General features: G+C 55.2%; 27 protein-coding genes and 1 tRNA gene. 9 read left to right on the forward strand and 19 right to left on the reverse strand.

Annotated features, from left to right (window positions below):
• Positions 1-2 precede the first annotated feature (2 nt).
• The 9 genes from uraH to CWS43_RS24795 all read right to left on the reverse strand — a co-directional run bounded on the left by uraH (position 3) and on the right by CWS43_RS24795 (position 7,358).
• The gene (uraH, locus tag CWS43_RS24755) at positions 3-353 is read right to left on the reverse strand and encodes a hydroxyisourate hydrolase (protein WP_101079814.1); all 351 of its coding nucleotides are present in this window, start codon (positions 351-353) and stop codon (positions 3-5) included.
• Positions 350-847, reverse strand: coding sequence for a 2-oxo-4-hydroxy-4-carboxy-5-ureidoimidazoline decarboxylase (uraD, locus tag CWS43_RS24760; protein WP_101079815.1), 498 nt, complete (start codon positions 845-847; stop codon positions 350-352). The genes uraH and uraD overlap by 4 nt, the downstream gene beginning before the upstream one ends.
• Positions 844-2,118: an allantoate amidohydrolase gene (gene hpxK / locus CWS43_RS24765; protein WP_101079816.1), complete on the reverse strand. Its 1,275-nt coding sequence runs from the start codon at positions 2,116-2,118 to the stop codon at positions 844-846. The genes uraD and hpxK overlap by 4 nt, the downstream gene beginning before the upstream one ends.
• Positions 2,118-3,356, reverse strand: coding sequence for an alanine--glyoxylate aminotransferase family protein (locus tag CWS43_RS24770; protein ID WP_101079817.1), 1,239 nt, complete (start codon positions 3,354-3,356; stop codon positions 2,118-2,120). The genes hpxK and CWS43_RS24770 overlap by 1 nt, the downstream gene beginning before the upstream one ends.
• An 18-nt stretch (positions 3,357-3,374) precedes the next feature.
• A complete protein-coding gene (locus tag CWS43_RS24775; protein WP_101079818.1) occupies positions 3,375-4,127 on the reverse strand; it encodes an amino acid ABC transporter ATP-binding protein in 753 nt (250 codons plus the stop codon).
• A complete protein-coding gene (locus CWS43_RS24780; protein WP_101079859.1) occupies positions 4,127-4,777 on the reverse strand; it encodes an amino acid ABC transporter permease in 651 nt (216 codons plus the stop codon). The genes CWS43_RS24775 and CWS43_RS24780 overlap by 1 nt, the downstream gene beginning before the upstream one ends.
• 2 nt (positions 4,778-4,779) lie before the next feature.
• A complete protein-coding gene (locus CWS43_RS24785) occupies positions 4,780-5,445 on the reverse strand; it encodes an amino acid ABC transporter permease (RefSeq protein ID WP_101079819.1) in 666 nt (221 codons plus the stop codon).
• A gap of 24 nt (positions 5,446-5,469) precedes the next feature.
• Positions 5,470-6,261: a transporter substrate-binding domain-containing protein gene (locus CWS43_RS24790; RefSeq protein WP_101079820.1), complete on the reverse strand. Its 792-nt coding sequence runs from the start codon at positions 6,259-6,261 to the stop codon at positions 5,470-5,472.
• A gap of 257 nt (positions 6,262-6,518) precedes the next feature.
• Positions 6,519-7,358 (reverse strand): MurR/RpiR family transcriptional regulator, encoded by an 840-nt coding sequence (locus CWS43_RS24795; RefSeq protein WP_101079821.1) that lies wholly within the window; start codon positions 7,356-7,358, stop codon positions 6,519-6,521.
• A gap of 196 nt (positions 7,359-7,554) precedes the next feature.
• On the opposite strand from CWS43_RS24795, the gene CWS43_RS24800 reads away from it, so the two are divergent.
• The 4 genes from CWS43_RS24800 to hpxZ all read left to right on the forward strand — a co-directional run bounded on the left by CWS43_RS24800 (position 7,555) and on the right by hpxZ (position 11,195).
• Complete coding sequence (locus CWS43_RS24800; protein ID WP_101079822.1) at positions 7,555-9,141, forward strand: gamma-glutamyltransferase family protein; 1,587 nt, start codon at positions 7,555-7,557, stop codon at positions 9,139-9,141.
• Positions 9,142-9,156: 15 nt separating this feature from the next.
• Positions 9,157-9,351 carry an oxalurate catabolism protein HpxX gene (gene hpxX, locus CWS43_RS24805; RefSeq protein WP_101079823.1) on the forward strand — a complete coding sequence of 65 codons (195 nt, stop codon included), beginning with the start codon at positions 9,157-9,159 and terminating at the stop codon, positions 9,349-9,351.
• Entirely contained in the window at positions 9,348-10,745 is a 1,398-nt protein-coding gene (locus tag CWS43_RS24810) for an AtzE family amidohydrolase (protein ID WP_101079824.1), read from the forward strand. The genes hpxX and CWS43_RS24810 overlap by 4 nt, the downstream gene beginning before the upstream one ends.
• Positions 10,746-10,811: 66 nt before the next feature.
• Positions 10,812-11,195, forward strand: coding sequence for an oxalurate catabolism protein HpxZ (gene hpxZ / locus CWS43_RS24815; protein ID WP_101079825.1), 384 nt, complete (start codon positions 10,812-10,814; stop codon positions 11,193-11,195).
• Positions 11,196-11,878: 683 nt separating this feature from the next.
• Here hpxZ and puuE read toward each other — a convergent pair.
• The 3 genes from puuE to CWS43_RS24830 are packed head-to-tail and all read right to left on the reverse strand — an operon-like array spanning position 11,879 to position 14,338.
• A complete protein-coding gene (gene puuE, locus CWS43_RS24820; protein ID WP_101079826.1) occupies positions 11,879-12,853 on the reverse strand; it encodes an allantoinase PuuE in 975 nt (324 codons plus the stop codon).
• Positions 12,846-13,604: an aspartate/glutamate racemase family protein gene (locus CWS43_RS24825; RefSeq protein ID WP_101079827.1), complete on the reverse strand. Its 759-nt coding sequence runs from the start codon at positions 13,602-13,604 to the stop codon at positions 12,846-12,848. Before CWS43_RS24825 ends, puuE begins: the two co-directional genes overlap by 8 nt.
• Entirely contained in the window at positions 13,604-14,338 is a 735-nt protein-coding gene (locus tag CWS43_RS24830) for a GntR family transcriptional regulator (RefSeq protein ID WP_101079828.1), read from the reverse strand. Before CWS43_RS24830 ends, CWS43_RS24825 begins: the two co-directional genes overlap by 1 nt.
• 177 nt (positions 14,339-14,515) lie before the next feature.
• Here CWS43_RS24830 and CWS43_RS24835 point away from each other — a divergent pair, with 177 nt between their 5' ends.
• The gene (locus tag CWS43_RS24835; RefSeq protein ID WP_101079829.1) at positions 14,516-16,018 is read left to right on the forward strand and encodes an NCS1 family nucleobase:cation symporter-1; all 1,503 of its coding nucleotides are present in this window, start codon (positions 14,516-14,518) and stop codon (positions 16,016-16,018) included.
• A gap of 83 nt (positions 16,019-16,101) precedes the next feature.
• Here CWS43_RS24835 and CWS43_RS24840 read toward each other — a convergent pair.
• The 4 genes from CWS43_RS24840 to aguB form a co-directional block, all read right to left on the reverse strand.
• Positions 16,102-16,178 (reverse strand) — tRNA-Asp (locus tag CWS43_RS24840).
• A gap of 139 nt (positions 16,179-16,317) precedes the next feature.
• Positions 16,318-17,055, reverse strand: coding sequence for a DNA polymerase III subunit epsilon (dnaQ, locus tag CWS43_RS24845; RefSeq protein WP_101079830.1), 738 nt, complete (start codon positions 17,053-17,055; stop codon positions 16,318-16,320).
• A 140-nt stretch (positions 17,056-17,195) separates the two neighbouring features.
• The gene (aguA, locus tag CWS43_RS24850) at positions 17,196-18,281 is read right to left on the reverse strand and encodes an agmatine deiminase (protein WP_101079831.1); all 1,086 of its coding nucleotides are present in this window, start codon (positions 18,279-18,281) and stop codon (positions 17,196-17,198) included.
• 3 nt (positions 18,282-18,284) lie between these two features.
• Positions 18,285-19,169 (reverse strand): N-carbamoylputrescine amidase, encoded by an 885-nt coding sequence (gene aguB / locus CWS43_RS24855; protein WP_101079832.1) that lies wholly within the window; start codon positions 19,167-19,169, stop codon positions 18,285-18,287.
• 271 nt (positions 19,170-19,440) lie between these two features.
• Here aguB and rnhA point away from each other — a divergent pair, with 271 nt between their 5' ends.
• Positions 19,441-19,908, forward strand: coding sequence for a ribonuclease HI (rnhA, locus tag CWS43_RS24860; RefSeq protein ID WP_101079833.1), 468 nt, complete (start codon positions 19,441-19,443; stop codon positions 19,906-19,908).
• 21 nt (positions 19,909-19,929) lie between these two features.
• On the opposite strand, the gene CWS43_RS24865 is transcribed toward rnhA, so the two are convergent.
• Positions 19,930-20,655: a methyltransferase domain-containing protein gene (locus CWS43_RS24865; protein WP_101079834.1), complete on the reverse strand. Its 726-nt coding sequence runs from the start codon at positions 20,653-20,655 to the stop codon at positions 19,930-19,932.
• A gap of 43 nt (positions 20,656-20,698) precedes the next feature.
• On the opposite strand from CWS43_RS24865, the gene gloB reads away from it, so the two are divergent.
• Both gloB and mltD read left to right on the forward strand, forming a co-directional pair.
• A complete protein-coding gene (gene gloB, locus CWS43_RS24870; protein ID WP_101079835.1) occupies positions 20,699-21,454 on the forward strand; it encodes a hydroxyacylglutathione hydrolase in 756 nt (251 codons plus the stop codon).
• A 69-nt stretch (positions 21,455-21,523) separates the two neighbouring features.
• Entirely contained in the window at positions 21,524-22,909 is a 1,386-nt protein-coding gene (gene mltD / locus CWS43_RS24875) for a murein transglycosylase D (protein WP_101079836.1), read from the forward strand.
• A gap of 83 nt (positions 22,910-22,992) precedes the next feature.
• On the opposite strand, the gene CWS43_RS24880 is transcribed toward mltD, so the two are convergent.
• Both CWS43_RS24880 and CWS43_RS24885 read right to left on the reverse strand, forming a co-directional pair.
• Positions 22,993-23,793, reverse strand: coding sequence for an endonuclease/exonuclease/phosphatase family protein (locus tag CWS43_RS24880; protein ID WP_101079837.1), 801 nt, complete (start codon positions 23,791-23,793; stop codon positions 22,993-22,995).
• 194 nt (positions 23,794-23,987) lie between these two features.
• Positions 23,988-25,163: an MFS transporter gene (locus CWS43_RS24885; protein ID WP_101079838.1), complete on the reverse strand. Its 1,176-nt coding sequence runs from the start codon at positions 25,161-25,163 to the stop codon at positions 23,988-23,990.
• A 107-nt stretch (positions 25,164-25,270) separates the two neighbouring features.
• On the opposite strand from CWS43_RS24885, the gene yafC reads away from it, so the two are divergent.
• Complete coding sequence (gene yafC, locus CWS43_RS24890; protein ID WP_101079839.1) at positions 25,271-26,158, forward strand: DNA-binding transcriptional regulator YafC; 888 nt, start codon at positions 25,271-25,273, stop codon at positions 26,156-26,158.
• Positions 26,159-26,381: the final 223 nt, after the last annotated feature.

Here is a 26,381-nt window from a genome sequence, read left to right on the forward strand (position 1 = left end):
AATCAACTGCCTCTGTACGTCGAATACGAATAGGGGCTGATTAACAGTGGCAGGTGGTAATGATCCTGTTCGCCGGAAATTACCACGTCGATAATCGCAGAGTGATAAAGCGTATCGCGACCGGTTGCCGCGAAATATGCGCCGATGTCGGCACAAAGCCTGTAATGGCCGGAGGCCACCGGCTCAGGCGTGAGTTTTGCAGCGCGGCCATCAGCGTCGGTTTGGGTTTCAGCGATCAGCGTAATTTTCTGGCCGTCGAGTTTTTCCAACCAGACGCGCACCCCGGCTGCGGGCTGGCCGAGCGACGTATCCAGGATATGCGTGGTGACTTTCGTTTTAGAAACAGACGTCATGATTGCAAACTCTCCTTAAAGCGTAACAACGTGATTTCTTTGAGCTGTTGCGCGGTTTCCTGATATTCAGCATCCGGTGAATTCTGCAAGCGCCGTTGCAGGCTCTCGAGAATTTCCTCTGAACTGCGGCCTTTGGCGCGGATCAGAAAAACCCGCCCGAAACGCTGTTCGTAACGCTGATTGCCGTCATGCAGCGCATCAATAACAGCCTGCTGGCTGATATTCAGCGTCGCCTGCTCGCCACGGGAAAGCTGCGCTTCTTTACCGCTGCCATTCACCCGCTCGCCGATACGCGGATGCGCGGACAACGCCCGGGTGATGTCGTCGGGCTGCCAGCTTTCGCAGGCGGCTTCCGCGCTTTGCAGCGCCTGTTCCACCGAAGAATACGGGCGTCCGTCGCTGACTTTTTTCGCCCAGCCGGGAATATTCACCAGCGGGCGGAGCAATGCTACGGCTTCGAATTCAGACAGCGCATTAAATTCCTCAGGCGTCACAGATGCCCCCCGTTGAAACTCAGTACCGTGTTGATATACGCCTGCACCGCATACGCCACATCGCCAGTAGTCACAGATTCATCTGGGTGATGGCTGATGCCGTCTTTGCAGCGCACAAACAGCATGCCGACCGGCCAGCATTCGGCCATCGCAATCGCATCGTGCCCCGCGCCGCTTGGCAGCGACATCGCCTGCCCCTGCAAATGCAAAACGCTCTGGCTCAGGCGATGCTGCAAACTTTCGTCGCACTCCGTCGCGCTGATACCGTAAAACTGCTCGGCGGCGAACGTCAGGCCGCGACGGGCGGCGATCTCATGGCCTTGCGCCAGCAGGACTTTCAGCAGCGCGCCTAAATCGTCATCGCGCGGCCCGCGCACGTCGAGCGACAGTTTCACCTGCCCCGGAATGACATTCACCGCGCCTGGCAAACATTCCAGCGTGCCGACGGTGGCCACCAGATTGCGTCCGGTAGTGGTTGTCAGCGTTTCAATCGCCAGCGTCCATTCGGCGGCGGCGGTCAGTGCATCCTGACGTTGCCCCATCGGCACCGTTCCGGCGTGACCCGCGTGACCGGTAAATTCGCAATTCAGGCGGCGCGCGCCGTTAATCGCGGTGACAACGCCGAGCGGAACATTGGCCGTTTGCAGGCACGGCCCCTGCTCGATATGCAGTTCGAGATACGCGCAAAAATCGCCGACCTCGCGCCGTGATGCGCCGATCGTCAGCGGGCTGAGCCCGACATTTTCCATCGCCTGCGCGACAGTGATCCCCTGCGCGTCCTGACGTTCCAGCCAGTCAGCAGGCCAGGTGCCGGTCAGGCCACGGCTGCCCAACAAGGTGATGCCAAAACGTGTGCCTTCCTCATCACAGAACCCGACAATTTCCACGGCCATCGGCAGACGGATCCCGTTCTGATGCAGATGCGAAACCACTTCCAGCGCCGTCAGTACGCCCAGCGGGCCGTCGTAACGCCCGGCGTTACGCACGCTGTCGAGATGCGAACCGAGCAGCAGCGCAGGCGCGGAAGGATCCAGCCCTTCGTAGCGCCCGCAAATATTACCGACGCTGTCCTGCCAGACGCGCATCCCCGCCGCCGCCATCCATTCGCCAACCTGACGGTTAGCCTGTAAATGTTCAGCGGAAAGATACACACGGGTCAGCTGTCCCGGTGTTTCACTGATGGCTGCGAGTGCATCGCAGCGCACCATCACCCGTTCGGCTGCCCGTGCAGCACTTTGGGAAACCGCGGCCAGCGTGAGGGCTTCTGCCATTACTGACCTCCCGCGTAATGATCCCAGGCGGCCTGCGCGCCCGCGCCGTATTTTGAAGCAAAGCCCAGACGGTTCAGCACCGCTTCCAGTGCCACCAGCGTCTGCAATACGCAGTCTTTACGCGCGTTGTAACCCATGGTGCCGATACGCCAGATTTTCCCGGCCAGCGGACCAAACGAGGTGCCGATCTCAATGCTGAAATCATTGAGCATCATCTGACGCACCTGCTCGCCGTGAATGCCCTGCGGGATCACCACGCCAAGCACGTTATTCATGCGGTGATTGAGGTCGCCGTAGGCTTCCAGCCCCATTCCCTGAATGCCCGCCAGCAACGCGCCGCCGTGCAATTCGTGACGGGCGATGCCGTTATCCAGCCCTTCTTCCAGAATGATGCGCGCACATTCGCGGGCAGCAAACAGCATGCTGGTGGCTTCGGTATGGTGGTTCAGACGTTCCGGGCCCCAGTAATCCATGATCATGCCCAGATCGAAATAGTTGGAGTAGATCATCTCTTCGTCACCGTCGGCGTGATCGGCGGTGCGGATCCCTTCTTCGACACATTTACGGCGGCGGATTTGTTCTTCAAAACGCGGGCTGATGGTGACCGGCGAACTGCCGGACGGGCCGCCGAGGCATTTCTGCAAACCGGCAGAAACCGCGTCTAAACCCCAGGCATCCGTTTCCAGCGGGTTGCCCCCGAAGGACGCCGTCGCATCAGAGTAAAACAGCACGCCGTGACGGCGGCAGATTTCGCCCAGTTGCTCCAGGGGCTGCAACATGGTGGTGGACGTATCGCCCTGCACGGTCAGCAGCCAGCGCGGTTTCACCGATTTAATGGCGTCTTCGATTTGCTGCGGATCAAACACTTCGCCCCACGGCACTTCAATCGTATGGACTTCGGCACGACAACGGCGGGCGATTTCACACAGCAGATGCCCGAAACGGCCAAACACCGGCACCAGCACTTTATCGCCCGGACGGATACCGGAAAGCAGCACGGCTTCGATACCGGCGCGCGAGGTGCCGTCAATCAGCAATGTCCACTGATTTTCGGTTTTGTACAGTGCGCGATACAGCGCCATCACTTCGTTCATGTAGCCGGTCATCACCGGGTCATATTGCCCGACCAGCTGGCTCGCCATCGCCCGCAGTACACGCGGATCGGCGTTGATTGGCCCCGGCCCCATCAGCAAACGGGTTGGCGGGTTGATTTGTCCGAGTGTTTGGATGCCTGACATAGTTAATCCTTTAAAATGTTAACTTGCGGTGGCTTCATTTAAGCCACGAACGGATGCGATAAATTGTTTTAACTCCGGCGTTTGCGGATTGGCAAACAGCGCGCGGCTTTCGCCCTGTTCCCACACGGTGCCCTGATGCATAAACACCACGCGGTCACCCACTTCACGGGCAAAATTCATTTCATGCGTGACCAGAACCAGCGTCATACCCTCTTTCGCCAGTTGCTCCAGCACTTTCAGGACTTCGCCCACCAGCTCCGGATCCAGCGCAGAAGTGATTTCATCGCACAGCAACACTTTCGGGTTCATCGCCAGCGCACGGGCAATCGCCACACGTTGCTGCTGGCCGCCGGAAAGATTCGACGGGTAATAATCCATGCGATCCGCCAGCCCGACCTTCGCCAGCATCTGCGCGGCCAGCTCACGGCATTCAGCCGCGGATTTTTTCAGCACGCGGCGCGGCGCTAACATGACGTTTTCCAGCGCGGTCATGTGCGGGAAAAGATTGAAACTCTGGAACACCATCCCCACCGAGCGGCTGATATCACGCGCCTGAGAATCACGGTCGGTAATGGTCATTCCGCCAAGTTTGATGCTGCCTTCCTGATAGCCTTCCAGCCCGTTCATGCAGCGCAAAAGCGTACTTTTGCCGGAGCCGCTGCGGCCTATGATGGAAATCACTTCACCGCTGTCGATGTCCAGATCCACGCCTTTCAGCACGTGGTTCTGGCCGTAAAATTTCTGAACCTGATTGATAGTGATCAGTGGCATTACTGTTTCTCTCCACGCAATGATTTTTCTAAATGCTGGCTGTAACGCGACAGCGGATAGCACATCAGGAAGTAGCCCAGCGCCACTAATCCAAACACTTTGAACGGCTCATACGTCACATTGTTGAGCATCGTTCCGGCTTTGGTCAGTTCGACAAAACCGATAATCGACGCCAGCGCCGTGCCTTTGACCACCTGAACGGAAAACCCGACAGTCGGTGCAATCGCAATCCGCAACGCCTGCGGGGTGATCACGCGCCATAACGTCTGGCCGAAATTCAGGCCGAGGCAGCGTGAAGCTTCCCACTGGCCTTTTGGCAGCGCCGCAATACTGCCGCTCCAGATATCGACCAGATAGGCACTGGTGTAAAGCGTCAGCGCCAGGGAGGCAGCTGTCCACGGGCTGACGTTAATACCAAACAGGCCCAGACCAAAGAACGCCAGAAACAACTGCATCAGCAGCGGCGTACCCTGAAAGAGCTCGGAATAAAGACGGACAAAACGCGTTAACCAGCGGCGTTTCGTCAGGCGCATCAGCAACAGCGGCAGCGTCACCAGCGTACCGCCAACGAACGCCACCAGCGAAAGCAGTAAGGTCCAGCGCGCCGCCAGCAGCAGGTTGCGCACAATGTCCCAGTCGGTGAACGTCATCATCAGTTTGCACTCCCAAAGAAGCGGCGTCCGGCCAGCAGCAATAACTGACGCATCGCGACTGACAGCAACAGATAGAACAACGTGGTGACCAGATACACTTCAAAACTGAGGAACGTGCGCGACTGAATCAGGTTCGCCGCAAACGTCAGTTCTTCATAGGACACCTGCGAAACCACAGAAGACCCGAGCATCACGATAATGCACTGGCTGACCAGCGACGGATAAATACGTTTCAGCGACGGCGGAAGGACAATGCGCAGAAACGTCTGGCTGCGGGTTAATCCCAGCACGCGCCCCGCTTCCCACTGGCCTTTCGGCGTCACCTGAATGCCCGCGCGGATAATTTCGGTGCTGTACGCGCCGAGGTTAATCAGCATCGCCAGCAGCGCCGCTTCCCCGGCGGTCATCTTCAGGCCCATTCCCGGCAGACCAAAAACGATGAAAAACAGCTGCACGACAAACGGCGTATTGCGGATGGCTTCGACATACACGCCCCAGACCGTCCGCAGGGTTTTGTTGCTGCCGCAGCGGATGGCGGCACCGCAAATACCAATCGCGATGCCGCCAACCGTTGCCATTACCGTCAGCTCAATGGTGGTCCATAAACCGGCCAGCAGTTCCGGCATATAAGGCCACAGCGCGCTAAAGTTAAGCTGATAGGTCATGAAAGATCTCCGTCAATCAACCTGTTACGCGCCGATGGACGCAGGCAGCGGTGCCTTCATCCATTTTTCAGACAGCGTGTTCAACGTTTTATCTTTGATACCTTCGGCAATCAGTTCATTCACTTTGTCTTTCAGCGCCGGTTCGTCCTTACGCAGGCCAACGTAGCACGGCGAATCTTTCAGCATTACCTTAGAAACCGGCGCTTTTTCCGGGTTCATACGGGCAATCGCGGCGACCACCAGATTTCCGGTCGCGATATATTCCACCTGGCCGGACAGGTACGCCGACAGCGTGGTGTTGTTGTCTTCGTAACGCTGAATTTTGGCATCTTTCGGTGCCACATCGGTCAGCGCCAGATCTTCCACCGCGCCACGGGTCACACCGATGGTTTTACCCGACAGCTCTTTCAGATCCGCCAGCTTGTCGCCCTTCGCGCCAAATACGCCGAGGAAGAACGGTGCGTAAGCGTTGCTGAAATCAATCACCTTTTCGCGCTCGGCGTTTTTGCCAAGGCTGGAAATCACCAGATCCACTTTGTCGGTTTGCAGGTAAGGCACGCGGTTGGCGCTGGTCACCGGCACCAGTTGCAACTTAAGTTTCATCTTATCGGCCAGATAATGCGCCATATCGATGTCATAACCTTCTGGCTGCAAATCCTTGCTCACTGAACCAAACGGCGGGAAATCCTGAGGAACCGCCACACGCAGCACGCCGCGCTTCTGAATATCCTGTAACTGATCGGCCATCACACTGGATGCCTGAAGTACCAGCATTGCAGCACCTGCCCACGCCAACAGCCGTTTGTTCATGTTCATAGATTATCTCCGGTGAAAGGTTTTTGGAACGATAGATTCTTATATTTAGAACTCTGCAACGAATGTGCCAAAAACAGTACGCCGAAAAAATTGTGCGCAAAGTCACGTCATGACAAGGAATTAGGCAAAAAACCAGAAAAACAGGAAGGGATTTCTTGCCCTGAAGCAGGGCAAATCAGTGGAGCGGGAGAAAATAAATTGCACCATTATTGTGCTCAGGCACCAAAAAAGCGCCTGTTTTGTTCGCAAAGCGGGAATCAGCGCTGTTCCAGTTCGTCGAGTTCGTTGTACAAATCACTGATCTGATGAATTCTTTGGCGGCCTGACGCCAGCATATCGTGCAGCAGCGCATTACTGAGCAAATTCGCCAGGCTCATCGCGGAAGAATAGCTGTCGAACGCCGACACGCTGTCGAGCGGTGCCGCCAGATGCCACGCCGCCAGCGGGATCAGCGTCTGCGCCTGCGGTTCGCAAATCAGGAGCACCGGCACACCAATTGTCTGTAATTGCGTGAGAATCGCCTTCGCCATCCGCGGCCTGCGACGGAACGCCACAAAAATCACCACATCCTGCGCGGTGAGATCCACCAGCTCTTCCGCCAGCGTCTGCCCCGGCTGCGGCATCATCATCACGCCGGAACGCACCTGAATCAGCTGCTGACGCAGGTGCAGCGCCACCGGATAACTGTTGCGAAACCCCAGCAAACGAATCTGCCGCGCCTGGCTGAGTGCTGCGGTAAGCTCACCAAACGCTGCGCCGTCAATCTGGTTAATCCACTGCGTCAGATTCGCCATTTCCTGTTTATAGTGCCGCGATAACAAGGTGTTACCCTGAACCGCATCACGACTGTCGGTCAGCGGCATTCCGCTCTGGCGCAATGTACGCATTTCGTCGCGCATGTCCCGATAACTCGGGTAGCCCAGTCGTTTAAACAGGCGGCTGACTGTAGCCTTTGAGACCCCGCTAAGCCGCGCCAGCTCGGCGCTGTTGTAACTCATCAGGTCATCGATGCTGGCGAAAATAAAATCCGCCACCCGCTGTTCCTGCGGTGTCAGCTCTGCGTAATGGTCACGCAGACGCTCATCAATCTGTTTCATGCCTGGCCCTTGTAACGTAAGTTTCAGTGAATCAGCGGAACATACCATGCACTATGCTTGCCAATGCAAGCGAAATTATAAATGAACGCGGGGCGATCCCGCCGATGTGGAACACCTCTTGCTTAACTTTATCCCTGCGCGTATTTCCCCCTGCACGCGCGGGCATCATAAAAAGAGTCGCAAAAAAGGACATCGCATGATTAACAGTAACAGCGCCCCGCTGGGCATGGCGGTCACACCTCATCATCTGGCAAGCCAGAGTGCGCTTGCAGTATTGCGTGAAGGTGGCAATGCCATCGAAGCCATGGTGGCTGCCGCCGCGACAATCGCCGTGGTTTACCCGCACATGAACGGGCTGGGTGGTGATGGCTTCTGGCTGATTGTGCCACCGCAGGGCAATCCGGTTGCCATCGACGCCAGTGGTGCTGCCGGAGAGCTGGCTACGCTCGATTTTTACGCCGGTGAAAGCCATATACCGCACCGTGGCCCGAAAGCCGCACTGACCGTTGCGGGTACCGTGGGAGGCTGGCACGAAGCCCTGAAAGTTTCCGCAGAATTTGGGGGCGAACAAAAGCCGCTGTCCCGCCTGCTGCGTGATGCGATTCGCTACGCCGCAGACGGCATTCCTGTCACCGCCTCTCAGGAAGCCGCAACCCGCGCCAAACAACACGAACTGGAAGACATCCGTTCGTTTGCCGACGTATTTTTACCCAACGGCGATGTCCCTCGCGCCGGAAATCGTTTTACACAGCCGCAGCTGGCAAACACATTATCAATGCTGTGCGAAGACGGGCTGAACAGTTTCTACCGTGGCAAGCTGGCCGACAACATGGCGGCTGACATGGAGAAGCTCGGTATGCCGGTGACGCGCGCCGATCTTGCAGCCTATCAGCCGCAGCGCCGTGTCCCATTGCGCCTCAAACACAGCAAAGGCGAAATTTACAATCTGACCCCGCCAACGCAGGGGCTGGTTTCACTGGCAATCCTCGGCCTGACTGACCGCCTGCCGCTGGAAACCATGGACGAAAGCGCCACTATTCACAGCGTGGTTGAAGCCACCAAACTGGCATTCGGCCTGCGTGACCGCTTCATCACCGACCCGCGCATGATGACTCAGGATGCCCAGGACTTACTCGATCCGCAGTATCTTGATGCCCTCGCCACCCGCATCAAACCGCACAGCGCCGCCGACTGGGGCAAAGGGAAAGGGCCTGGCGATACCGTCTGGATGGGCGTGATGGACAGCAGCGGGCTGGCGGTTTCCTTTATCCAAAGCATTTATCACGAATTTGGCAGCGGCGTCGTGCTTCCGGGCAGCGGCGTGCTGTGGCAAAACCGCGGCGCGTCTTTCAGCCTTGATGCCGGTCATCTGCTGGCACTCGCACCGGGCAAACAACCTTTCCACACGCTGAACCCGGCAGCCGCGCGTTTATACGATGGCCGCACGATGGTTTACGGCTCAATGGGTGGCGACGGCCAGCCGCAAACGCAGGCGGCGGTGTTTATCCGCCACGTCGTACAGGGGCAACCGCTTCAGCAGGCGATCAGCGGCCCGCGCTGGTTGCTGGGCAGAACCTGGGGCGAAAGCTCTGATTCCCTGAAACTGGAGGGCCGCTTCGAGTATCCGACCCTGGCGGGGTTGCGTCAGCGCGGTCACGACGTCGAACTGTTGCCGGATTTCAGCGAAGCCGTCGGCCATGCGGGCGCCATTGTGCGCCACACCAACGGCATGCTTGAAGGCGCTTCCGACCCGCGCAGCAACGGCAGCGCGGCCGGCTTTTAAACTGAGGAACTGATCATGAAAAATACCCCTGCGGCCACAGACTGGGCCGCCTACATCAGCCAGATGGAGTCCGTTCTGGCGCTGGAACTCGACGATGCACGCCGTCAGGAACTGCTGGTGCAGTTCGGCCGCATCGCACAGATGGCACAACCGCTGATGGATTTACCGCTCGACCCGCGTCTGGAAATCGCCGGGGTGTACAGAGCATGAAATCGTTTGATAGCTTCACGATTAACCAGCTGCACCAGGCGATTACAGAGGGTGAAATCTCTGCCACTGAAATCGCGACTACCACTCTCGATGCCGTTGAACAGGCGAACCCGGCCATCAACGCTTATACACATATCACCCGCGAACGCATGCTGAGCGAAGCCGCTAAAGTAGATAAAACCCGCGCCAGTGGAGATGCATTACCGCCGCTGGCGGGGATCCCTTATGCGGTGAAAAATCTGCTGGATGTCGCCGGTGAAGTGACGCTGGCAGGTGCCAGCCTCAACAGCAGCAATGCCGCAGCACGCGCTGACGCATGGACAGTTTCACGTCTGGCCTCACAGGGTGCCATGCTCTCCGGCATGCTAAATATGGATGCTTACGCCTACGGATTCACCACCGAAAACAGCCACTATGGCGCAACGCGTAATCCGCGTGATCTGGCGCGCGTTGCAGGCGGATCTTCCGGCGGCTCAGCGGCGGCGGTCGCCGCAGGCCTGGTGCATTTCACACTCGGCAGTGACACCAACGGTTCGATCCGCGTGCCTTCTTCATTAAGTGGGATCCTCGGTCTGAAACCCACTTTCGGCCGGATCTCCCGCCGGGGTAGCCAGCCATTTGTTGCCAGTCTTGATCACCTTGGCCCGATGGCGCGGTGCAGCGAAGATCTGTCGCAGGTTTATGACGCCATTCAGGGCACCGATCCGCAGGATCATTTCCAGGCCGACAAACCCAATACCGAGACATTCTCTCAGCTCAGACGTGGCCAGCAAGGCTTGCGATCCGCTGTGCTCGGTGGATATTTTTCGGCCTGGTGCGATGACAACGCTAAGACTGCCGTCCGGCAAATCGCCAGGGCGCTGGAAGCTCAGGAAGAAATTGAAATGCCGCAGGCAGAACTGGCACGTTCCGCTGCGTTCATCATCAGTGCCTCAGAAGGCGGGAACCAGTACCTGCCCAAGCTGCGTAGTATCCCGGAACAGTTCGAGCCACTTTCACGCGAGCGTTTGCTGGCCGGTGCGATGATTCCGGCAGCATGGTATGTGCAGGCACAGCGCTTTCGTCAGCAATTTCAGCAGCAAATCTTGCCCTTATTCGATCATTGGGACATCCTGATCGCCCCTGCCACCCCCTGTACGGCAACGCTAATCGGTCAGGAAACCATTCATATCAACGGACAGGATCTGCCGACCCGCGCCAGCATGGGTATGCTGACTCAACCGATTTCGTTCCTTGGCCTGCCGGTAGTCACCGTTCCGGTAACGACGACAACCGGCCTGCCGATAGGATTACAACTGATTGCGCCACCGTGGCGTGAAGACCTGTGCCTGCGTGCCGCCTGGGCGCTTGAGCAGCAGGGCATCGTGAATGTTTGCAGTTCTCCGGTAGTGTGAGCCCGATATATGACGGGTTTGGATTACCGTTTTCCAGGGTGAAATGAAAGAGTAAAGAGAGTAATCATGAAAACTGAACATATTGACCGCCCGGCGATCCTTGCCGAAATGAATGCGGCATTTTATCGCTACGAGCAGGCGTTGATCACTAACGATACTGTCGTACTCGACGAGCTGTTCTGGCATGACCCGCGCACCGTACGCTACGGTGCGGGCGAAAATCTTTACGGCATTGAAGCCATCCGCGCGTTCCGCTCCGCGCGATCGCCACAAGGGTTGGATCGTGAACTGGTGAATACCACCATCACCACGTTTGGCGACGACATGGCGGTCGCCAGCACGGAGTTTCGTCGTGAAGGCAGTGACCGTATTGGCCGCCAGCAGCAGACCTGGGTGAAAATGGCCAGCGGCTGGAAGATCGTGGCAGCGCATGTCAGTGTGATGATTTGACCGAATCATGGGCGGTTCAGCTTTGAAAAGCTGAGGAAACGGTTCTTTCAGAATTGAAAGGTGAACATTTCGGTTTATCACGTGCACTAACTGCTCGCTATTCGATTGGGGAAAATTTCGGTTTTTCAAATGCGGTGACCGCTTAACTTTCAGTGCCGAAACCGACCAAAGGAGGAAAGTGCTTTTCCTCCTTTGGATTCCTCCACGCCTTTTTACTCCGCGCTGCCGCTGGGTCGACGGACATGTCCTGTAACGCAAGCGTGTGACGCAAATCCAGGCACTTCGTGCTGCCTTCACTCGGTCTTCGAGCCTCTGGTCTCGAAGCCGCTCCGTTCAGCTGGATTTTGAGCGCGCCATCTCACCATTTTTAAAAAAACCAGAAAACTTGCACTACCTATTTGGTTTTCTGAAATGATCCGAGACGGTGAAGTTGTGACCTAAAAAGCACCTGGCCGCGTTCAAAAATCATGCCATAGCGAGAGGTGAAAAACCGCGCGTCTGTTTGCGCGGGTTGTAACCCGAGCGAAGGGAACCGCGCAGCGGCGGGATTTTGCGGCAATAGCATAAGCGACTGCAACATAGCCCGTCTGCACAGCACGTGTTTTAAAGAGCCGGAGATTCTCAAGAGGCGCGGCGACAGGCGCCTCTTGAGGCCGGTTTGGGTGGCAACCCAAGGTCTTGACTTATCCTTTAGCCGCTACCGCTAACGGAGCCGAAGCCGAAGCCGGATGCTCTCTCCCCCAATGATCCGCGATCTCCTGCCGTTTACATATCCAGACCCTGTCATGTGACTCCACATAATCGAGAAATCTCTGCAACGCCCGGAACCGCCCCGGCCGGCCGAGGATCCGGCAATGCATCCCGATCGACATCATTTTAGGCGAGGTTTCCCCCTCCTCATACAGCACGTCGAACGTGTCTTTCAGATAAGTGTAAAACTGCTCGCCGGTGTTAAAGCCCTGTGGCGAGGCGAACCGCATGTCGTTAGTTTCCAGCGTATACGGGATCACCAGGTGCTGTTTAATTTCACCGTTTTCCAACCTGACCGGCGTCCAGAAAGGCAAATCGTCGCCGTAATAATCGCTGTCGTACTGGAACCCCCCTGATTCAGCAACCAGCTGGCGGGTGTTCGGGCTATCGCGTCCGGTGTACCAACCGAGTGGTGCTTTGCCAAACAGACCACGCAGTACGGTGATGGCTTTTGCCATGTGCTCCGCTTCTTCGGCTTTGCTCATGTTCTGATAGTGGATCCAGCGCCAGCCGTGGCTGACCACGTCGTAATCCGCCGCTTTAATCGCACTGACAATTTCAGGATTGCGCGCCAGCGCCATTGCAACACCGAACACGGTCAGGGGCAGGCCACGCTTCTGAAATTCATTGTGGATCCGCCAGAAACCGGCGCGTGAGCCGTATTCATACAGCGAATCCATTGACATATGACGATCGGGGAAACTGGCTGCGCCGATAATATCCGACAGAAATTGCTCCGAGCCGGCGTCGCCGTGCAGGACGTTATTTTCCGCGCCCTCTTCATAGTTGAGGACGAACTGCACCGCGATCCGGGCATTCCCCGGCCAGTTTGCGTGTGGCGGGCGCCCGGCATAGCCAATCAGGTCGCGCGGGTAATTTTCAGTAAAACCGTATTCAAAATCAGACATAGTTATCTCTCAGATTCAGCCCGGCAAAATGACCAGACAAAGGTTTTTCCAGCGGATAATCCAGATCACCGTGTTTACTGGTGGTCAGCCGAAGCGCGGCCAGTGACTCGATCATTTTGACCGCGGCACTGACCCCGTCGATCACCGGAATATTCAGTTCCCGCGTCAGTTCCTGAGCCAGATCGGCCATACCGCCACAACCGAGCACAATCGCCCCGCTGCCGTCATATTTTTTCACGGCGATGCATTGTTCACGTACTTTCTGCTGCGCCAGCCCGCTGCCGTCCTCCAGTGAAAGCACCGGAAGATCGATCGCATGCAGCGCCGCGCAATGGCGTTCGAAACCGTACTGATGCAGTAAATGGCGGGCGATGGTGAGAGTTCTTGGCAAAGTGGTGACAATGGAGAAACGTGTTGCCAGCATCGTGGCAAGATGCATGGCCGCTTCAGCAATGCCGATAACCGGCGCACGCGCCAGTTCACGGGCGGCCAGTAAACCCGGATCGCCAAAGCAGGCAATGATATGGCCATCTACGCCAGCTTCGCGCCCGGCTTTCACCTGCTGCAAAACGCCAAGTGTGGCAATCGCCTCGTCGAAATGCCCTTCAATCGACGGTGCTCCCTCCTGCGGACAAACCGCCACGATTTGTGTCTCCGCAGCCGCGACAGAGCGCGCAGTTTGCGCCATCACTTCCGTCATCGCCACGCTGGTGTTTGGGTTGATCAGTTGTATACAGAGCGGATTTGCCATCAGCCAGGCTCCTTACCGGTGATGACCGCCTGAGCGGCAAAAATTTGCGCAAAATCCGGTACCTGTCCGTTGTTCTGCTCGAAACGCAGGCTGGCAACGATGTTGTCAAAATGATGCGCCATGCTGCTGGTCAGGCCGGCAACATCACGCTTTTTCAGAAGGCCGATAAGATCGTCATGATCATGGCAACGGCACCCCTGCTGCCACGGAGCGCCCCAGGCGGCAATCGCCAGTGAAGATCGCAACGTCAGCTGGGAGACCGACTCGGCCAGCACTTTATTACCGGAAATCGCCTGAAGCTGGACATGAAAAGCGGCAGAAAGGCGGATGGCGGCGGCACCGTCACGTTCATCGTGGGCACGCTTTTCTTCCTGCACAAGCTGCTTTAGCGCCGCCAGGTGTGTGGACTGACAACGGGCAATCACCAGCGGCAGATTAGCGCACTCCAGAATTTTGCGGGTCGCGAAAACATCGCGGGATTCTTCCTCATCCGGCGTGGTGACGTGCGCACCACGTTTGGGCAATAACGTGACCAGTTGCACTGCGGCAAGGCGCTGCAGCACCCGGCGGATGCCCGTCCGGCTGACAGAAAACACTTCCGCCAGCGCTTCCTCCGGTAATTTGCTGCCGGGCAAAAGCTGGTGCTCAACGATAGATCTCACCAGCGCGTTATAAATGTGGTCGTCCTTATCCTCGGTAAAATAGGCCGTATTCAGCCCGCTCCAACTGATCATTGCTGTTACTCCGTATACCGTTTTGTTTATTAATCGTATACCTGAAAACTATTTTTTGTATACAAGAAGTGAAATTTGGCCTGATTCATGCAGTGTTCCCGTGACTGCTTTTTACCTTTGGGCAGCCGGTATCCGGCTTCCGACTTTTACATGTTGTTTATGACAGGAGCACGATTTATGCCAAATCAGGAAATCACCTCCGCCACGGCACCCGCTGAGCGGAGCGCCGGTATCATCAAACCTTATTACAGCCCGCGGCTGTGTAACGATGATTTAGCTCCCACCCGCGACCAAAACTGGAGCTGGTACAACATATTTTCTTTCTGGATGTCCGATGTACACAGCATGGGCGGCTATGTGGTCGCAGCGAGTTTCTTCACACTCGGCCTGACCAGCTGGCAGGTTTTGCTGTGTTTGCTGTGCGGGATTTGTATTGTGCAGATTTGCGCGAATCTGGTGGCAAAGCCAAGCCAGCAAGCGGGCGTGCCCTACGCGGTGATTTGCCGTCAGGCATTTGGTGTCTTTGGCGCGAACATTCCGGCGGTGATCCGCGGGCTGATCGCGTTTGCGTGGTATGGCATTCAGACCTATCTGGCGGCCAGCGCACTGATGCTGGTGTTGCTGAAATTCTTCCCGTCCCTGACGCCGCTGACCGTGCCGCACTGGCTGGGTTTATCTGCGCTGGGCTGGATTTGTTTCGGCATCATGTGGGTGTTGCAGGCGATGGTGTTCTGGCATGGGATGAGCGCCATCAAACGGTTTATCGACGTTGCGGGCCCTGCGGTTTATGTCGTGATGCTGATGCTGGCCGGATGGATTTTGTATAAAACCGGGCTGAGCAATATCTCTTTCACGCTGTCGACAAAAACGCTGACCGTCGGCCAGCAGGGCTGGGAAATGCTGACCGCCACGGCGCTGGTCGTCTCTTACTTCTCCGGTCCGCTGCTGAACTTCGGTGACTTCTCACGCTACGGTAAAAGCATGGGTGAAATCCGTCGGGGCAACCGCTGGGGCCTGCCGTTTAACTTCCTGCTGTTCTCGATTGTCACCGTTGTTATCGTATCCGGTACACAATCCCTGTTTGGCCAGATGATTACTGACCCGATTGAAACCGTCAGCCGTGTGGGTAACAGCGTCGCGGTCGCGCTCGGTTTGCTGACGATGATCATCGCGACGATTGGTATCAATATTGTGGCGAACTTCGTGTCACCGGCATTCGACTTCTCTAACTGTTCACCACAGAAAATCAGTTTCCGCACCGGCGGGATGATTGCCGCCGTCGGCTCTGTTTTGCTGACACCGTGGAACCTGTTCCAGTCACCGGAGCTGATCCACTACACGCTCGACGTTCTCGGGGCATTCATCGGGCCACTGTTCGGCATTCTGCTGGCGGATTATTACCTGATCAAACGCGGTCATATGGATGTCGATGCGCTGTTTAACGCCTCTCCTTCCGGCCGATACTGGTATCGCAACGGGTTCAACCCGAAAGCTATCGCGGCGCTGGTGCCTGCGGTGCTGATTGGTCTGGTTATTAGCTTTACGCCAGACCTGCATCAGGTGGCGAATTTCAGCTGGTTCATCGGAGCATTTCTGGCAGGCGGTTTTTATCGCTATATCGCCCGTCATGACCGCGCAGCAAGTAACGCGATGGGCTATATGAAAACAGAAGTGGAATAACGCATTACCACAGGAAGAAAAATAGCCAGGAAGGCTGAAACGACGAAGCCCTGAGTGATTTCTCACTCAGGGCTTCTGAATAGTGGCGGAACGGACGGGGCTCGAACCCGCGACCCCCTGCGTGACAGGCAGGTATTCTAACCAACTGAACTACCGCTCCGCGTTTTGTTCTGGTTAAGAACGAGGCGGATATTAAGGAATGCCCGCCATTACGTCAATGCTTTTCCTGATATTTCCTACCGACTGCACAGTTTTTCCACACTGCGGATATTTTCAATACAAATCGCAGAAAACGCGCGTCACGAGCGCCATAAACAGCTACCGCCCTTTTTCACCACCAAATCTAGCCGTTCTTCATGCCACGCCAGCTCCTGTTCTGAAGCCGTAATGACTTTCAGCCCGGAGGCAGGGCGCGCCACGCGCTGGATCCCCAACCCGTCAGCCCCGGTATTTTGTTCACCTTCATGGGTGAATTTGATACTGGTCTGCCCGCCGGTCATCATCAGATAAACTTCTGAAAGAATTTCGGAGTCAAGCAATGCGCCGTGCAGCGTTCGTTTGCTGTTGTCGATCAGGTAGCGATCGCTCAGCGCATCGAGGTTGTTACGCTTGCCGGGAAACAGCTTACGCGCCATCGCCAGGCTGTCGGTGATTTTGCAGAAGGTTTCGGTTTTCGGCAGATTACGGCCGAGCATGTCGAACTCGTAATCCATAAAACCGATGTCGAACGTTGCGTTATGAATGACTAATTCTGCACCGCGAATGTATTCGATAAAATCGTCGGCGATTTCAGCAAACGTGGGTTTATCGGCCAGGAATTCGTCACTGATACCGTGAACGCCGAACGCTTCGGGATCGACCAGACGATCGGGCTTGAGGTAGACATGGAAATTGCGGCCGGTCAGGCGACGGTTGATCACCTCAACGGCACCGATCTCAATAATCCGGTGTCCTTCATAGTGAACGCCGAGCTTATTCATACCGGTGGTTTCGGTATCGAGAACGACGATCCTGTTAGATGTGTTGTGTAAATCCATGGCTCATTACCCACTGTAACGGATGCATGCGAAATTGTGCTCAGGGTATCATCAGGCAGGCGATTAAGTCATTCAATGGCGCACAGACTGTAACGATGAAGAACGGTTAGCGGCACGTTGTTGCACCGCTAACCGTTTAATTACGCGGGGATCTGCTGGGTAATGCAGTGGATATTGCCGCCGCCCAGAAGAATTTCGCGAGCCGGAATACCGGTTATCTCGTAATCAGGATACATCTCGCCAAACAGCGCTTCAGCCTGATTATCGGTTTCAGGATCCAGCAACGGGAAGATAATGTGTTTATTGCTGATCAGGTAATTGACGTAAGAGGCCGCCAGACGGTTGCCTTCATGACGCTCAATCGCAGTGCCCGGCAATACGCCAATCGCCTCTTCCGCAGTGGCATGCATAACCGGAGGGGAAGGCATCTTCCAGATTTTCAGGCTACGCCCTTGTGCATCTTTTGACGCTTCCAGCACCTTTAATGCCGCAGCGGACCGCGCATATTGTGGATCTGACCGGTCGTCAGTCCAGTGTAATGCCACTTCTCCCGGACGAACGAAGCAACACATATTGTCAATATGGCCGTCAGTTTCATCGTTAAACACGCCATCTTCAAGCCAGATAAATTGCTTAACGCCGAGATATTCCCGCAACGCCGCCTCGATCTCTTCCTTAGACAGGTCCGGGTTACGGTTCGGGTTGAGCAGGCATTCGGCCGTGGTCAGTAAGGTCCCTTCCCCGTCAACGTGGATAGACCCCCCTTCAAGCACCAGATCCGTCGAAACATACGGTATATGGTGATAGTCAGCCACCTGACGGGCCACCCGCTGGTCGCGCTCCCAACTGGTGTAGAGGCCGCCGTGGAAGCCTCCCCAGGCATTAAACGTCCAGTCAATGGCCAGACGCCCGCCCTGCGGGTTGACCACAATGGTCGGGCCGGTATCGCGCATCCATGCATCATCGCTTTCTATTTCCACCAGCGTAATTTGTGCTGGCATGACGTCACGGGCGTTATCCATTTCGGCAGCGGGAACCGCCATAAACACCGGTGTTTTGGTCGCGATAGCCGCAGCTACATGGGCAAAAGCCAGTTGCGCCGGGCGCCCGTTCGAGCGCCAGTTATCTGTTCGATAAGGCCAGATCATCCATACCGCTTGCTGTGCGGCCCACTCGGCAGGCATCGCAAAACCTTCACGCAGGGGTGAGACAGGAAGAGAGGACATCAGTTATTTCCTCGTTGAACCGTCTGAGGTGGCAATCGCACCGTACATTTCCGGGCGACGGTCGCGGAACAGGCCCCATGAAGCACGCTGAGCAGCTATCGCATCTAAATCAAAAGTGTGTACCAGCACGGTTTCTTCGGTTTTACCGGCCTGAGCAACCAGTTCTCCGGTCTGATCGGCAATGAATGAAGAACCGTAGAAGGTCATTTCATAATCAGGAATGAATTTACTTTTTTCCGTACCGATGCGGTTCGACGCGATCACCGGCACCAGGTTTGCCGCCGCGTGGCCTTGCTGAACACGGGTCCAGTGCGGCTGGCTGTCAATTTCCGGATACGCTGGCTCTGAACCAATCGCCGTCGGGTAGAAGATGATTTCTGCACCCTGCAATGCCAGGCAACGCGCGGTTTCCGGGAACCACTGATCCCAGCAAATCCCCACGCCAATTTTCGCATAACGGGTATTCCAGACTTTGAAACCGGTATCGCCAGGAATGAAGAATTGTTTTTCCTGATAGGCCGGGCCGTTTGGAATGTGCGTTTTGCGATAAACATCCAGCACACTGCCGTCAGCGTCAATCATGACCAGCGAGTTGTAATAGGCGTTGTTGCACTTCTCGAAGAAACTCAGCGGCAGCACCACTTCGAGTTCTTTTGCGAGTGCTGAGAAATGACGGATGAGCGGGCTGTTGGCCAGCTCCTGCGCCAGGCCGTAGTGTTCCGGGCTCTGATCGATACAGAAGTACGGTGCGGCAAAAAGTTCCTGAATCAGAATGACTTGCGCGCCCTTGGAATGTGCCTCGCGAACCAGTTTTTCGGCATTAACAATATTCTTTTCCAAATCCCAGCTGCAGCTCATTTGTGTTGCAGAAACCGTTACATTTCTCATCAGACATCCTTAAAGCATTGAAAAATTTGCAGTGAAAAAACCATGAAAGACGGAACTCACTCAGAGTTTTGAACTGCCACTCTGCCTTTTCCTATTATATTGCAAAAGACAGCGCTCTCCAGCCTAAAGAGTGATGAATGCCCAGATATCCTGTTGCAAAAGCCCCTCATCGCCCCTCTTTCAGACAGTTGCACCCCAAGAAATTACTGTGCCCGGCAGGACGGTTTATGTCAGACTTGGTTTTTATATTTGATGAAAGAGCCTGCCAGAGATGACCAAACAGGTAGAAATTTTCACCGACGGCTCCTGCCTCGGCAACCCCGGCCCCGGCGGTTTCGGTGCAATTTTACGCTATAAACAACACGAAAAAGAGTTCAGCGCGGGTTTCCGCCTGACCACGAATAACCGCATGGAAATGATGGCGGCCATTGTTGCGCTCGAAGCCCTTTCCACACCGTGCGAAGTCACGTTAAGCACCGACAGCCAGTATGTGCGCCAGGGAATTACCACCTGGATCCACAACTGGAAAAAACGCGGCTGGAAAACCGCAGATAAAAAACCGGTGAAAAACGTCGATTTATGGAAGCGTCTTGATGCCGCAATTCAGACTCACCAGTTGAACTGGATGTGGGTAAAAGGCCACGCAGGTCATCCTGAGAACGAACGCTGCGACGTGCTGGCAAAAGAAGCGGCGGGCAATCCGACGCTGGAAGATGTGGGTTATCAGGCGGAGAGTTAAACGGCCGCGCATCGGGTACACTCAGTCCCGATGCTCTTCCCGATAGCTTTTTGTCGCCCCGACGGCCTGCTGTATTTTCTGTTTCTGCGCGTGAACTTTTTTCGCCGTTGGCGTCAGCGGGAACGTGCGTTTACGGGCGATAATTAACGTCATGCAGCCCAGCGCGGGCAGATGCGTGCTCAGTAATTTGCCGCCATTCTTTTTCCACGGCAGCACATGAAAACGCCGGTGAACCATCACTTCATAATTGAGCAAAGACAGCCAGTCTAACAGCCGCATCTGCGTAAACAGACGGCTGCTGTAGGGTTGCCGTTTACGAAAGAACGGCATCAGTTTCCCGATACCTAACAGACTCAGCGGGTTAAAGCTGCTCAGCACCATCCAGCCATCATCAATCAGCACGCGATCGACTTCACGCAGGATGCGGTGCGGGTCATCGGCATACGCCAGCGTATGGCTTAGCAGGCAGGCATCGACCGATTTCGCCGCAAACGGTAAATAGTAAGGATCGCCCCTGACGTGCAGCCCTTCGCCTTCGGGTGCAAAGTTAACCTGATGTGAGATAGGACAGGCTTCTGCGTTGATTTCGGCACTTAATGCGCCGATTTTCAGCAGATGAAAACCGTAGAGTTTTCCCCACCAGGGTTGCAGTTGTTGCTCAAGCGCGGCACGGTAATAGTCCCCACAGGGAATATCTTCCCAGGATGCCGGTGCAACAATGGTCTTACGGGCGCGGGCTGGTCGCATATTTTATTATCTTCTTTCAAGCAGTTGCCAAAGAGAGGTTGCCATGAATCTTATCAGTATTCCTGCCCTGCAGGACAATTACATTTGGATGCTCGATGACCAGAAAGGCCATTGCCTGATTGTGGACCCCGGTGAAGCGGCGCCTGTTTTAGCCGCTCTGAAAAAGGCGAATTTAACGCCAACAGCGATCCTCTTAACACATCATCATCACGACCATGTGGGTGGCGTAAACGAAATTTCCAGCCATTTTCCGGGTGTAAAAGTGTACGGACCTCACGAAACTGAGAACAAGTTTAGTCAGATTAGTCTTAAAAACGGCGATAAATTGGTAATTGGCGGTCTGGAATGGCAGATCTTTGCTACGCCCGGCCACACACTTGGTCACATTTCATACTATAGCGCGCCTTATCTTTTTTGCGGAGACACGATGTTTTCCGCCGGATGTGGCCGTCTGTTCGAAGGAACGCCGGAGCAAATGTACCAGTCGTTTCAACGGTTAGCGACGCTGCCTGACGAAACATTAGTCTGCGCGGCGCACGAGTACACTCTCTCAAATCTTAAGTTTGCGCGTGCCATTTTACCGGAGGATCAGGCTATTCATTCTCATGAGCACAAAGTGCAACAAATGCGGGAAAAGGGACAATCTTCCCTGCCATCAACGCTGGGTCTTGAGCGTAAAATTAATGTCTTTTTACGTTGCGATGATATTGATTTACAAAACAAATTAAACCTTAACGATGCATTAAGGACAGGCTCGCAGGTTTTCGCCTATTTAAGGGCACTCAAGGACACCTTCTAACCCCAAAGGTTGTGTTTTTTTTCGAAGCAAAGTATTATCGCTCGTCTTTTAAGCAACTATGACACACACATGAAGGCAAACGCGATCCTAATAATCGCCTCCATGTTGCTCACAGGTTGCCAGGCGTCCAGGCAGGGCGTGAAGGTACCCGAGCAACATGCACAGAGTTTGTCTTCGGCAAGTCAAAGTGAAGCAGGACAGTACACAGATGATGGCCGAGCGGCCTCTGGGGGATGGTTGGATGGAAACGACACCCTCTCCCAACAAAATCTGTGGAACTTCATAGGCGACGAGCTGAAGATGAAGGTTCCGGATAATCCCCGGATCCGCGAGCAAAGAGTTAAATATTTAAAAAATAAGAGCTATCTCCACGATGTAACATTACGGGCAGAGCCGTACATGTACTGGATCACCGAGCAGATTAAGAAACGTAATATGCCGATGGAACTGGTACTGCTACCCATAGTGGAGAGCGCTTTTGACCCAAAAGCAACCTCATCAGCTAACGCTGCTGGGTTGTGGCAGATCGTGCCACAGACGGGTCGCAACTATGGTTTGAAACAAAACCAGTGGTATGACGGACGCCGCGATGTTGTGGCTTCGACGACTGCTGCGCTTGATATGATGCAACGCCTGAACAAAATGTTTGGTGGTGACTGGTTACTGACCATTGCCGCATATAACAGTGGTGAAGGCCGCGTGATGCAAGCGGTGAAAGCCAATAAAGCGAAAGGTCGATCGACTGACTTCTGGGCGCTGGCGCTTCCTCGTGAAACGTCAATTTACGTGCCTAAGATGTTAGCGCTGAGCGATATTTTAAAGCACAGCAAAAAATACGGTATCAGCCTGCCGAAACCGAGTGAAGACCGTGCCCTGGCGCGTGTTGAAGTCGGCCAGCAGATGCAGTTGACCCAGGCCGCTGAAATGGCCGGGATGTCCCTGACGAAGCTGAAATCGTTTAACACTGGCTACAAGCAGGGTGTAACGGCGCCGAATGGCCCGCATTACATTGTGCTGCCGAAGGCGCATGCCAACCAGTTAAAAGACTCTCTGGCTGATGGTGATATTGCCGCAGTTCAGGAGACGAAACTGGCCAGCAACACTCCGTCAGGTGCAAAAGCGTACAAGGTTCGCTCCGGCGACAGCTTGTCCAGCATTGCAACCCGGCTGAATGTGAAAACCCGTGATTTACAGCGTTGGAACAATTTGCGCTCAGCAGGCGCGTTAAAAGTTGGGCAAACACTGCAAGTGGCGGATAACAGCGTCAGCAATACCAGCATCAACGGTGGCAGCATCACTTATCAGGTACGTAAAGGCGATTCGCTATCGAGCATTGCCAAGCGTCACGGCGTGAATATCAAAGATGTGATGCGCTGGAATGCGAATGCCGATAACCTGCAGCCGGGCAACAAGTTAACGTTGTTCGTCAGCAATAAGATGAGCCCGGATACCTAAAAAGTACCGACCATAAAAAAGCACCCTGAACATTCCGGGTGCTTTTTTTATGCCTGCATTTTTTGACCAGCGAGAACTTAGCGTTATTGCGTCAGGGATTTACTGGCCAGGAACTCCACACGAAGCGGATTGTGGTCAGACGCGCGCGTTTCCATGACCGACGCACTCGTGACACTGAGATCACGATAGAAAATGAAGTCCAACGGCCGGCCAAAAGCACGTTTGCGGTAATCGGAAGGAAAACGCACCTCCTCCAGATGAATATTCCCCGCAAAGCCAAACAGTGCGTTGATGCGCTGTTTGCTCCAGGCATTGAAGTCCCCCGCCATAATCACCGGCCCTTTGTGGTTAGCAATTTGCTCACCAATCGGGTCAAGCTGCTTACTGTAGACGTCGATGCCGATACTGAAATTCACCGCGTGAATGTTCACAACCATCAGCAAGCGACCATCTAAAAGCGGATAGACCGTGACCAGCGCCGATTTAGCCAGCCTCAGAAGCGGCTCACGCTCACGCAGCGGGCAACAATAAACCGGATGCGCCGCTGACAGCGTCATCACGCCAGAGGGGTGCTGAGGCAGCATAAACGCCGGTACCTGATCGGCCGCCAGATAATTGGACGTTGCAAAACGAATCAGCTCCGGCGTGGTCTGCGCTTCCTGAAGCAACACCAGCTGCGCATCTTTGCCGTAATCGCGCAGAACCGACAACCAGTCAGCCCGCTGCTGTTTAAATATATTCCACACCATGACGCGCAAAATATTCGAATTGGGTAGAGCAGCACCCGGCGGCAAATCTGGCCCCAAATGTGCGAGGACTCCGGGAAAGATTTGCTCTGCGGGCTGACCTGCGACATACCTCATTGCATATGTTTTTTTCCGCACGCTAATCGCCTGTATACCCGTTGTATCGATGCTATATGAGAGGATGACTCTCAGCGAAAGTTCAGTATACGCCTGCAGACGCTGAGGCCAAATCTGTTTACATTGGTATACAACCCGGTCACATCTACAGGCTAGCATAAAAACAAAAACGGCCCGCCAGAGGCGAGCCGTGCAGACACAGAACGTTGTTAAATTCAGGCAACAGCAGGTTTTAACTTTCTGTCCAGATGACCACTGAGGCGGATCAGCAGCAGCGCGCCGAGGACAATCACCGCGCCAATCCACGGCGTTTGCGCCAGCCCTATCGTGGAAACCACCTGCCCGCCGATCACAGAACCTAATGCGATACCAACGTTAAACGCGGCGATGTTCAGGCCCGACGCCACATCGACGGCGTCAGGCGTCACTTCTTCCGCCTTCTGTACTACATACACCTGCAAGCCCGGCACATTACCAAACGCAAAGATCCCCATCACCAGCAGCGTGATTAACGCCGGAATGCCAAAGCCGGAGGTGAACTGGAAAATCAGCAACAGAGCCGCCAGCGCCGCGAAAATCAGCGTCAGGGCTTTCACCGCGCCATGACGGTCGGCCAGTTTACCGCCCCAGATGTTCCCGATAGCCACTGACACGCCGTAGGCGAGCAAAATCCAGCTGACCATACTGGCCGAAAAACCGGCCTGCTCCTGCATCATCGGCGCCAGGAAAGTGAACGTGGTGAACACACCGCCGTAGCCCAGTGCAGTAATCGCGTAAATCAGCATCAGGCGCGGGTTCATCAGTACTTTAACCTGATCGGAAATACGCGCCGCCGGTTTGTTTTTGATGTTGTTTGGCACCAGGATCGCGCTGGCAATAATGGCAATCACGCCAATCATTGAAACCGCGAGGAACGTCTCACGCCAGCCAAAATGCTGCCCGATAAATGTCCCCAACGGCACGCCGGTGACCAGTGCCACGGTCAGCCCGCCGAACATCAGCGCAATGGCCGAAGCGGCTTTTTCTTTCGACACCAGGCTGGTGGCAATCGTCGAGCCAATCGAGAAGAACACACCGTGCGCCAGCCCGGTCAGCAAACGCGCGATGACCAGCGTGTTGTAATTCGGTGACTGCCACGCCAGCAGATTGCCCAGCGTAAACAGCACCATCAGGCCGATGAGCAGCGCTTTACGCGGTACGCGCCCTGTCAGCGCCGTCAGCACCGGTGCGCCAATTGCCACGCCGAGTGCGTAAATAGACACCAGTAAACCCGCTGACGGGACACTGACGCCCAGCTGTCCGGCGATTGTCGGCACCAGGCCCACGATGACGAACTCTGTCGTTCCTATAGCAAACGCACTGATGGTCAGTGCTAATAGTGCAAGCGGCATAACCTTTACTCCACAATGAATTTCGATTTGATGGCGGCTATTATCGGCTTGTGCTTAAATGACAGAAATAACCAAAGTATCAAATCATTTATGCTGGAGTAACAACAATGCGAGCCAGTTCAGAAGAGTTGATTACCTTCGTCACCGTGGTGGAAAGCGGCAGTTTCAGCCGCGCGGCGGAACAGCTGGGGCAGGATAATTCGGTGGTCAGCCGGACGCTGAAACGTCTGGAGCAAAAACTGGGGATCACCCTGCTCAACCGCACCACGCGCCAGATCAGCCTGACGCACGAAGGCGAGCGTTATTTTGTCCGCGTACAGAAAATCCTGCATGAGATGGCAGCCGCCGAAGATGATTTGCTGGAGAACCGTGACGATCCGCAAGGTCTGTTGCGCGTCGACGCCGCAACGCCGGTGATCCTGCACGTCATTTCCCCGCTGGTGGCAGAATTTACCGGGCGCTTCCCGAAGATGTCGCTGGCGCTGTTTTCGTCCGAGAGCAACATCAACCTGATCGACCACAAAGTGGATGTCGCCATCCGCGTCGGCGAGCTTGAAGATTCCAGCCTGCGGGCGCGCAAACTGATGATGAGCCACCGGAACGTACTGGCATCGCCGGAATATCTGAAAAAATGGGGCACACCCAAAACCGCCGATGAGCTGCTGAAACACCGTTGTCTGGGTTTTAACGAAGTGGTCGCACTGAACAAATGGCCGCTGTTGTGCGCTGACGGCCAGCAACTGACGGTCACACCGTTTATCAGTTCAGGCAGCGGCGAAACCCTGCGCAGGCTGTGTTTGCAGGGAAATGGCATCGCCTGTTTGTCCGATTTCATGACTGACGAGGATGTACAGCGCGGAGATCTGGTGAAGTTGCTGGTACCGGATGTCATGCGGATTGCGATGCCGTTGCATGCGGTTTATTACAGTGACCAGACGGTGAGTACGAGGATTCGGTGTTTTATTGATTTTCTGAGCGAAAAGCTTTCCGGTTAACCGGGGGACAACCTCCTGGATCGAGAGAGTTTCGGTTTCTCACGTGCGGTGATCGCTTCAATCAGGTCAAGACCTTGGGCTCGCCGCCCAAACTGGCCCAAAGGGTTTTAAACGAAACCCTTTGGAATCCTGCGTTTTTTTAACTGCGCGCTGTCGCTCGCTGGCTATGTTTCAGGAACTCATGGTATTGCCGCGAAAGCTTGCCGCTGCGCGGTCCCTTCGT

The organism is Rahnella sp. AA (assembly GCF_002834385.1).
Classification (GTDB): domain Bacteria; phylum Pseudomonadota; class Gammaproteobacteria; order Enterobacterales; family Enterobacteriaceae; genus Rahnella.

Excerpts from the sequence above, each read along its gene's own strand:
- uraH (WP_101079814.1), bottom strand. The coding sequence starts at position 353 with ATGACGTCTGTTTCTAAAACGAAAGTCACCACGCATATCCTGGATACG.
- CWS43_RS24775 (WP_101079818.1), bottom strand. The coding sequence starts at position 4,127 with ATGCCACTGATCACTATCAATCAGGTTCAGAAATTTTACGGCCAGAAC.
- mltD (WP_101079836.1), top strand. The coding sequence starts at position 21,524 with ATGAAGGCAAACGCGATCCTAATAATCGCCTCCATGTTGCTCACAGGT.
- CWS43_RS24835 (WP_101079829.1), top strand. The coding sequence starts at position 14,516 with ATGCCAAATCAGGAAATCACCTCCGCCACGGCACCCGCTGAGCGGAGC.
- hpxK (WP_101079816.1), bottom strand. The coding sequence starts at position 2,118 with ATGGCAGAAGCCCTCACGCTGGCCGCGGTTTCCCAAAGTGCTGCACGG.
- rnhA (WP_101079833.1), top strand. The coding sequence starts at position 19,441 with ATGACCAAACAGGTAGAAATTTTCACCGACGGCTCCTGCCTCGGCAAC.
- aguA (WP_101079831.1), bottom strand. The coding sequence starts at position 18,281 with ATGTCCTCTCTTCCTGTCTCACCCCTGCGTGAAGGTTTTGCGATGCCT.
- CWS43_RS24785 (WP_101079819.1), bottom strand. The coding sequence starts at position 5,445 with ATGACCTATCAGCTTAACTTTAGCGCGCTGTGGCCTTATATGCCGGAA.
- puuE (WP_101079826.1), bottom strand. The coding sequence starts at position 12,853 with ATGTCTGATTTTGAATACGGTTTTACTGAAAATTACCCGCGCGACCTG.
- gloB (WP_101079835.1), top strand. The coding sequence starts at position 20,699 with ATGAATCTTATCAGTATTCCTGCCCTGCAGGACAATTACATTTGGATG.
- yafC (WP_101079839.1), top strand. The coding sequence starts at position 25,271 with ATGCGAGCCAGTTCAGAAGAGTTGATTACCTTCGTCACCGTGGTGGAA.
- CWS43_RS24780 (WP_101079859.1), bottom strand. The coding sequence starts at position 4,777 with ATGACGTTCACCGACTGGGACATTGTGCGCAACCTGCTGCTGGCGGCG.
- hpxX (WP_101079823.1), top strand. The coding sequence starts at position 9,157 with ATGAAAAATACCCCTGCGGCCACAGACTGGGCCGCCTACATCAGCCAG.
- CWS43_RS24865 (WP_101079834.1), bottom strand. The coding sequence starts at position 20,655 with ATGCGACCAGCCCGCGCCCGTAAGACCATTGTTGCACCGGCATCCTGG.
- aguB (WP_101079832.1), bottom strand. The coding sequence starts at position 19,169 with ATGAGAAATGTAACGGTTTCTGCAACACAAATGAGCTGCAGCTGGGAT.
- CWS43_RS24770 (WP_101079817.1), bottom strand. The coding sequence starts at position 3,356 with ATGTCAGGCATCCAAACACTCGGACAAATCAACCCGCCAACCCGTTTG.
- hpxZ (WP_101079825.1), top strand. The coding sequence starts at position 10,812 with ATGAAAACTGAACATATTGACCGCCCGGCGATCCTTGCCGAAATGAAT.
- CWS43_RS24800 (WP_101079822.1), top strand. The coding sequence starts at position 7,555 with ATGATTAACAGTAACAGCGCCCCGCTGGGCATGGCGGTCACACCTCAT.
- dnaQ (WP_101079830.1), bottom strand. The coding sequence starts at position 17,055 with ATGGATTTACACAACACATCTAACAGGATCGTCGTTCTCGATACCGAA.
- CWS43_RS24830 (WP_101079828.1), bottom strand. The coding sequence starts at position 14,338 with ATGATCAGTTGGAGCGGGCTGAATACGGCCTATTTTACCGAGGATAAG.
- CWS43_RS24795 (WP_101079821.1), bottom strand. The coding sequence starts at position 7,358 with ATGAAACAGATTGATGAGCGTCTGCGTGACCATTACGCAGAGCTGACA.
- CWS43_RS24885 (WP_101079838.1), bottom strand. The coding sequence starts at position 25,163 with ATGCCGCTTGCACTATTAGCACTGACCATCAGTGCGTTTGCTATAGGA.
- CWS43_RS24810 (WP_101079824.1), top strand. The coding sequence starts at position 9,348 with ATGAAATCGTTTGATAGCTTCACGATTAACCAGCTGCACCAGGCGATT.
- CWS43_RS24790 (WP_101079820.1), bottom strand. The coding sequence starts at position 6,261 with ATGAACATGAACAAACGGCTGTTGGCGTGGGCAGGTGCTGCAATGCTG.
- CWS43_RS24825 (WP_101079827.1), bottom strand. The coding sequence starts at position 13,604 with ATGGCAAATCCGCTCTGTATACAACTGATCAACCCAAACACCAGCGTG.